The organism is Bradyrhizobium sp. URHD0069 (assembly GCF_000701345.1).
Taxonomy (GTDB): domain Bacteria; phylum Pseudomonadota; class Alphaproteobacteria; order Rhizobiales; family Xanthobacteraceae; genus Bradyrhizobium.
On sequence record NZ_JNIJ01000100.1, the window covers coordinates 1 to 5,198 of the forward strand.

The following is a 5,198-nucleotide window of genomic DNA, read 5'->3' on the forward strand; positions in this document are numbered from 1 at the left end:
GTCCAGTGCTCTAATCAGTCTGGTGACCGTTTCCTCCGGGTCGCGAGTGCGTCCCGCCTCCAAATGTTCAGCGATTATCCTGCCCGCGTCCTTTAAGGCAAAGATGATCAACTCCTGATCGGTCAAACCAGTCCTCCCAGCTTGGCCAGCACGTTTCAGGCTGGCGGGTGGTCATCGTCACTCCACACCAGTCGTATCACCGCGCGCCGGTTTATCCGGTCCAGTGCATGGACGACGTCGTTTCTATCCAGGACAGCTAGCAGTCGTTCCACGGTTCGTCTCGCGTCGCGCGGCCCTGGCTCAATGTATTCCCCAAGGATGCGCCTAGCGTCCTCAACAGCACGCACAAGCGTATGTTGGTCGGGATTATTCATGACTGAATACAACTCCATGAAACCAGGATTTAAGATTGGAGAGGAATTTTCGTTCCCGCCGCGAACTGCGGTTTAATGCCTCGGAGACCGCCGCAATTAGTCGCGCGTTTTGTCCGCAGCCGCGTCGGACTCGACTCCAGCAAGACCCCTACGCGGCTAGGCCCGGCGCCGCTTTGGATCGCCGGCGTCGGGCCGCCCCTAATCATTATCGATCCCTCGCCAGCTTCCGGCGTTCCCTTAACGCGCGTCGCCCGCGCAATAGGTGAGGGCGCTGGTCCAAGCCGCGTGAATGCGAAACCTGTAAATTACTGAATCTTCCTTCCTACCGCGACCGTTCGTCACCTTGAGAGTTCGGCGCTAGAGTCGCATCCTCTGGCCGCTACGACCTTAACCGGGGGTAACGCAGCGATGGGGGAAAAATTCCTAAACAACGCGGCCCACTGGCGTCGCCGCGCAGAACAGACGCGGGCAAAGGCTATCTCCTCGTTCCCTTACACAGAGCGAGACCGCCTTCTCAAGGTTGCCGAAGAGTATGATCGATTAGCGGAGCGTGCGGAGCGATGGCATCGGCCGTCTCATCCAACCGTCTTATCTAAGGCGGCGCCGCCGTTTCATCTGAAGAGACCAAACGGCGCATAGGCACCGGAGGTCGTTTCAGCGTTCCGTGGCTGCCGGACCTCATTGGGCGTTCCCAGTGCGGATGGGTGCCGCTCAGCTTGACAAGCGCGCTACCACAAGCACAGGCTCGTCAGCCCTTTGGGGAGAGACCGAGCAAAATTCGCGAGGCTGTGCAGGCCGTTTGCAATTCACGGCCCGGCAAAAACAATTTGGAGTTTTCGCGGATGTTCTTGCAACAAAAATGTCATCGCAACGCGCGAGATCACGCCTTATGCGTGGGTGCAGCCGGATGAGGAGCGCTGTTGGCTCCCGACTCAAACTGGCGGGTTTTTCTTTGGCTCTTGCCGCACGCGGCGCAGTGTTGATGGTGAGGCTTTCAATCCGGCGTTCTTTGGTACGGCTGGGACTACCAGCGAACTGAACCGAGCAGCCGATCGCTGCTCGAAGCGTCTTTGAAGGTGAAGAGGAAGAATGCTCATGGCTGAAGCTACCGTTCCGACCGTCCAACATACAGAAACGTCCCCATAGCTTAAGGTTTCTGGCCATTGTTCCCCGTCAGCACCCATGAGACAAGCTGAGGGACTTCACGGAGGGAGGATTTCTGGTTCATCGTAGCCGCAAGGAGCGAAGATGAAGCAGAAATCCGGGCCGGATAAAGCGCCGGCAGAACGAGTGGTGAAGGACATTCGGCGTCAGACGCGCCGGCAGTACTCGGCAGAAGAGAAGATCCGCATTGTGCTGGAAGGACTGCGCGGCGAGGAGAACATCTCGGAGCTTTGCCGCCGGGAAGGCATCGCTGCCTCGATGTACTACGGCTGGTCCAAGGAGTTCCTCGAGGCCGGCAAGCGTCGGTTGGCGGGCGACACGGCGCGGGCCGCAACGTCCGGCGAGGTGAAGGACCTTCGTCGTGAGGCCTCCGCCTTGAAGGAGGTCGTGGCCGATCTCACCCTGGAGAACCGCCTGCTTAAAAAAAGCATGAGCGGGGATGGGGAAGACGAGGCATGAGATACCCTGCATCCGAGAAGGCCGAGATCATCCGGCTGGTCGAGCAATCGCATTTGCCGGCCAAACGCACGCTGGACAAGCTTGGCATCCCGCGTGCCACGTTTTACCGCTGGTATGATCGATATCGCGACGGTGGGCCTGAGGCGCTGGCTGATCACCGCTCTCGACCGGATCGCATCTGGAATCGCATCCCGGATGATGTCCGTCGCCAGATCATCGACCTGGCGCTGGAGCTTCCTGAGTTGTCGCCGCGGGAGCTGGCGGTGCGCTTCACCGACGAGAGGAAGTACTTCGTCTCGGAGGCGTCGGTCTACCGGCTGCTGAAGGCGCATGATCTCATCACCAGCCCCGCCTATGTGGTGATCAAGGCGGCGAACGAGTTCAAGGACAAGACCACCGGCATCAACCAGCTCTGGCAGACCGACTTCACCTACCTCAAGATCACCGGCTGGGGGATGGTACTATCTGTCGACTGTGCTCGACGACTTCTCGCGCTACATCGTGGCCTGGAAGCTGTGTGCCACTATGTGCGCCGAGGACGTGACTGCAACCCTGGACCTGGCGCTCTCGGCTTCGGGTCTTGATCACGTCACCGTCGTGCACCGGCCACGGCTTCTCTCAGACAATGGTTCATCTTACGTGGCGGGCGATTTGGCCAGGTGGCTCCAGGACAAGGGCATGGAGCATGTGCGCGGAGCACCTTATCATCCCCAAACTCAAGGAAAGATCGAGCGTTGGCACCAGACCCTGAAGAGCCGCATCCTGCTCGAAAACTACTATCTGCCCGGTGATCTCGAACGGCAGATCGACGCCTTCGTCGCGCACTATAACCACGTCCGCTATCACGAGAGCCTCGACAACCTCACTCCGGCCGATGTCTACTTCGGGAGAGCTGAGACAATCCTCGCAGAACGCCTGCACATCAAGCGTGCCACTATTGCAAACCGTCGCTTGCAGCATCAGCTGCAGGCTGCCTAAACTCTAACCCTGATGAGCCAGAGCCTCCGTTCTCGAAATGCCTGATCGGTCTCAAATTATCTGACGACGGACAGTCTAAGGCAAACGCGCAGGTCGCGGGTTTCCTGTTCAGCGCCGCCAAAAACGGCAATGTGACGGCGCAGATCTTCTGGCTGAAAACCCGTGCGCGCTGGAAAGAGCCTGCTGCCGAGCACAAGCACTTGGGATCCCTTGGAACATACGACATGACGAAGCTGTCCGATGCCGATCTCGCCCGCCTTGAATCCATCCTCGCTCCCGTTGCCGACGCTGGAACAGATTCGGGAGGAAGGGGCTCGGCGTGAGTCTGAACCCGAGCTGCAGCGCAAGACCGAAGAAGCACAAGCTGCCCGGGAACGTTGCACCTCGCTCGTCGGCTTTATCCAGGAAGCTTGGCACGTGCTCGAACCGAACTCAGCGTACGTGCATGGCTGGCACATCGACTCCATTTGAGCTCACCTAGAGGCTATCACGGCAGGTCGCCTCAATCGACTTTCGATTAACGTGCCGCCGGGTATGATGAAGTCGGAGCTTCATGAACCCGAGGGCCCATGGTCGCACCCACGAAGAAGGTACCCAACTGATCCAGCAACTCTGGAATCGTGATCTCACGTTGAGCGCATCTCCGCACGCAGTTGATGTCGGCCTTGGCGAAATGGCGAACCCCTTGTGGCGCTCAGCGCCTGCGCGTTTTCAATACTCAGATCGGCTGGATGAGCGAATACCCGCTATATCGTCGTGATGAGAAGGGACGGCCGAATGATGACGAATGCACGGCGCTGCTGGCGCCGATTGCGCCTGCACTGCTGCCCGAGGATGAATTTGCAACGGACAGCGAACAGTGGGGCAGCCAAGGCCGCTCTGCGGTCACTGGCTACTAACAAATACGATTGATTGCGAACCGTCAGCTGTGCTGCTGCAACATGAAAAGAGCAATTACATTGCTCTGAATTGCGCTACGACCAAACGGCATACGGTGGTATGCCGTTTGTATGGGGCGCGCCGTCGCATATCTTCGAGTTTCCACGCAACAGCAGCAGCGCTCTGGGCTTGGGATTGAGGCGCAAAGGGCAGCAATTGAGCGCTTTGTCGCGGCCGAGTCGCTGACCATCATCGAAGAGTATGCCGAGTTCGAGACCGGGAAGGGCGCTGATGCTCTTGATAGGCGCCCGCAGCTTGCGGCCGCATTGGCAGCGGCCAGGAGAGCAAAGTGCAGCATCGTCGTCTCGAAGCTGGACCGGCTTTCCCGCGATGTTGCGTATGTCTCGGGCTTAATGGCTCAAAGGGTGCCGTTCATTGTTGCCGAACTCGGTCGCGATGCGGATCCTTTCATGCTGCATCTGTATGCGGCTCTGGCGGAAAAGGAACGGCGACTGATATCGGAGCGAACAACAGCCGCGCTGCAGGCGAAGAGAGCGAGCGGCGCAAAGCTAGGCAACCCGACAAATCTTTGTATCGCCGGCTCAATCGGCCGCCTTGCGCAGGTGCAAGTAGCGGATGAATTTGCCACAAACCTAATGCCCGTGGTCCAGGCGATCCAGAATGCCGGCGCGCTAACCCTGGAGCAAATTGCTAGCGCTCTCAACGGTCGGGGTGTCCGACCGGCTCGCGGCGGCAAGTGGCACCGGTCGTCCGTTAGAAATTTACTGGCTCGTATTGAGTAGCGTCCACCTTTTATAGGCTGGAAATTCGGGCGGCCTTTTTTCATTTCAAAATATCTTCCGGACCTTGGTTTTGCTGCGGTGCATGAGTCCGCTTGTGGCACTTTTGCGAAAGTGGCGACCGACACCGAAGATGTCCGATTATCGGGGTAGACCGGAAGTGACCGGCCGACCGTCAAAACGGCGCTTTTGACGGCGAGTTCAACCGATCGCTGCAACACATTCTGCGAACTTCTCAGCCGGCGTCTGATAGAGCAAGGTCTTTCTCGGCCTTTCATTGAGCTGCCTTGCGATGGCACTGAGCTTGGCCTGGCTGTGCAAGGACAGATCGGTGCCGCGCGGAAGATACTGGCGCAGCAATCTGTTGGTGTTTTCGTTTGAGCCGCGCTGCCAGGGAGACCGAGGGTCACAAAAATAGACATCAACCTCGGTGGCCAATGTCAGGCGCTGATGGTCGGCAAGCTCTTTGCCTCTGTCCCAGGTCAGCGACCGGTAAAGCTCGCTGGGCAATCGCTGCGATTGCTTGATCAGCGCCGAGACGACG

At 58.6% G+C, this 5,198-nt stretch carries 4 protein-coding genes and 1 pseudogene; 4 read left to right on the plus strand and 1 reads right to left on the minus strand.

Features of this window, described 5'->3' with window-relative positions:
• Positions 1-1,622: 1,622 nt before the first annotated feature.
• From N554_RS39160 to N554_RS0130120, 4 genes and pseudogenes are all read left to right on the plus strand, one after another.
• Positions 1,623-2,975: pseudogene (locus N554_RS39160) on the plus strand (IS3 family transposase).
• Between the two features lie 240 nt (positions 2,976-3,215).
• A complete protein-coding gene (locus N554_RS0130110) occupies positions 3,216-3,446 on the plus strand; it encodes a hypothetical protein (RefSeq protein ID WP_029586840.1) in 231 nt (76 codons plus the stop codon).
• Positions 3,447-3,640: 194 nt separating this feature from the next.
• The gene (locus tag N554_RS0130115; protein WP_156042197.1) at positions 3,641-3,874 is read left to right on the plus strand and encodes a hypothetical protein; all 234 of its coding nucleotides are present in this window, start codon (positions 3,641-3,643) and stop codon (positions 3,872-3,874) included.
• Between the two features lie 111 nt (positions 3,875-3,985).
• Positions 3,986-4,657 carry a recombinase family protein gene (locus tag N554_RS0130120; RefSeq protein WP_029586842.1) on the plus strand — a complete coding sequence of 224 codons (672 nt, stop codon included), beginning with the start codon at positions 3,986-3,988 and terminating at the stop codon, positions 4,655-4,657.
• A gap of 198 nt (positions 4,658-4,855) precedes the next feature.
• Here the strand turns inward: N554_RS0130120 and N554_RS0130125 are convergent.
• On the minus strand, positions 4,856-5,198 hold a 343-nt coding region (locus N554_RS0130125), incomplete at its 5' end, for an IS30 family transposase (RefSeq protein ID WP_029586843.1).

Coding starts and splice junctions, on each gene's coding strand:
- N554_RS0130110 (WP_029586840.1), top strand. CDS start 3,216: ATGCCGATCTCGCCCGCCTTGAATCCATCCTCGCTCCCGTTGCCGACG.
- N554_RS0130120 (WP_029586842.1), top strand. CDS start 3,986: ATGGGGCGCGCCGTCGCATATCTTCGAGTTTCCACGCAACAGCAGCAG.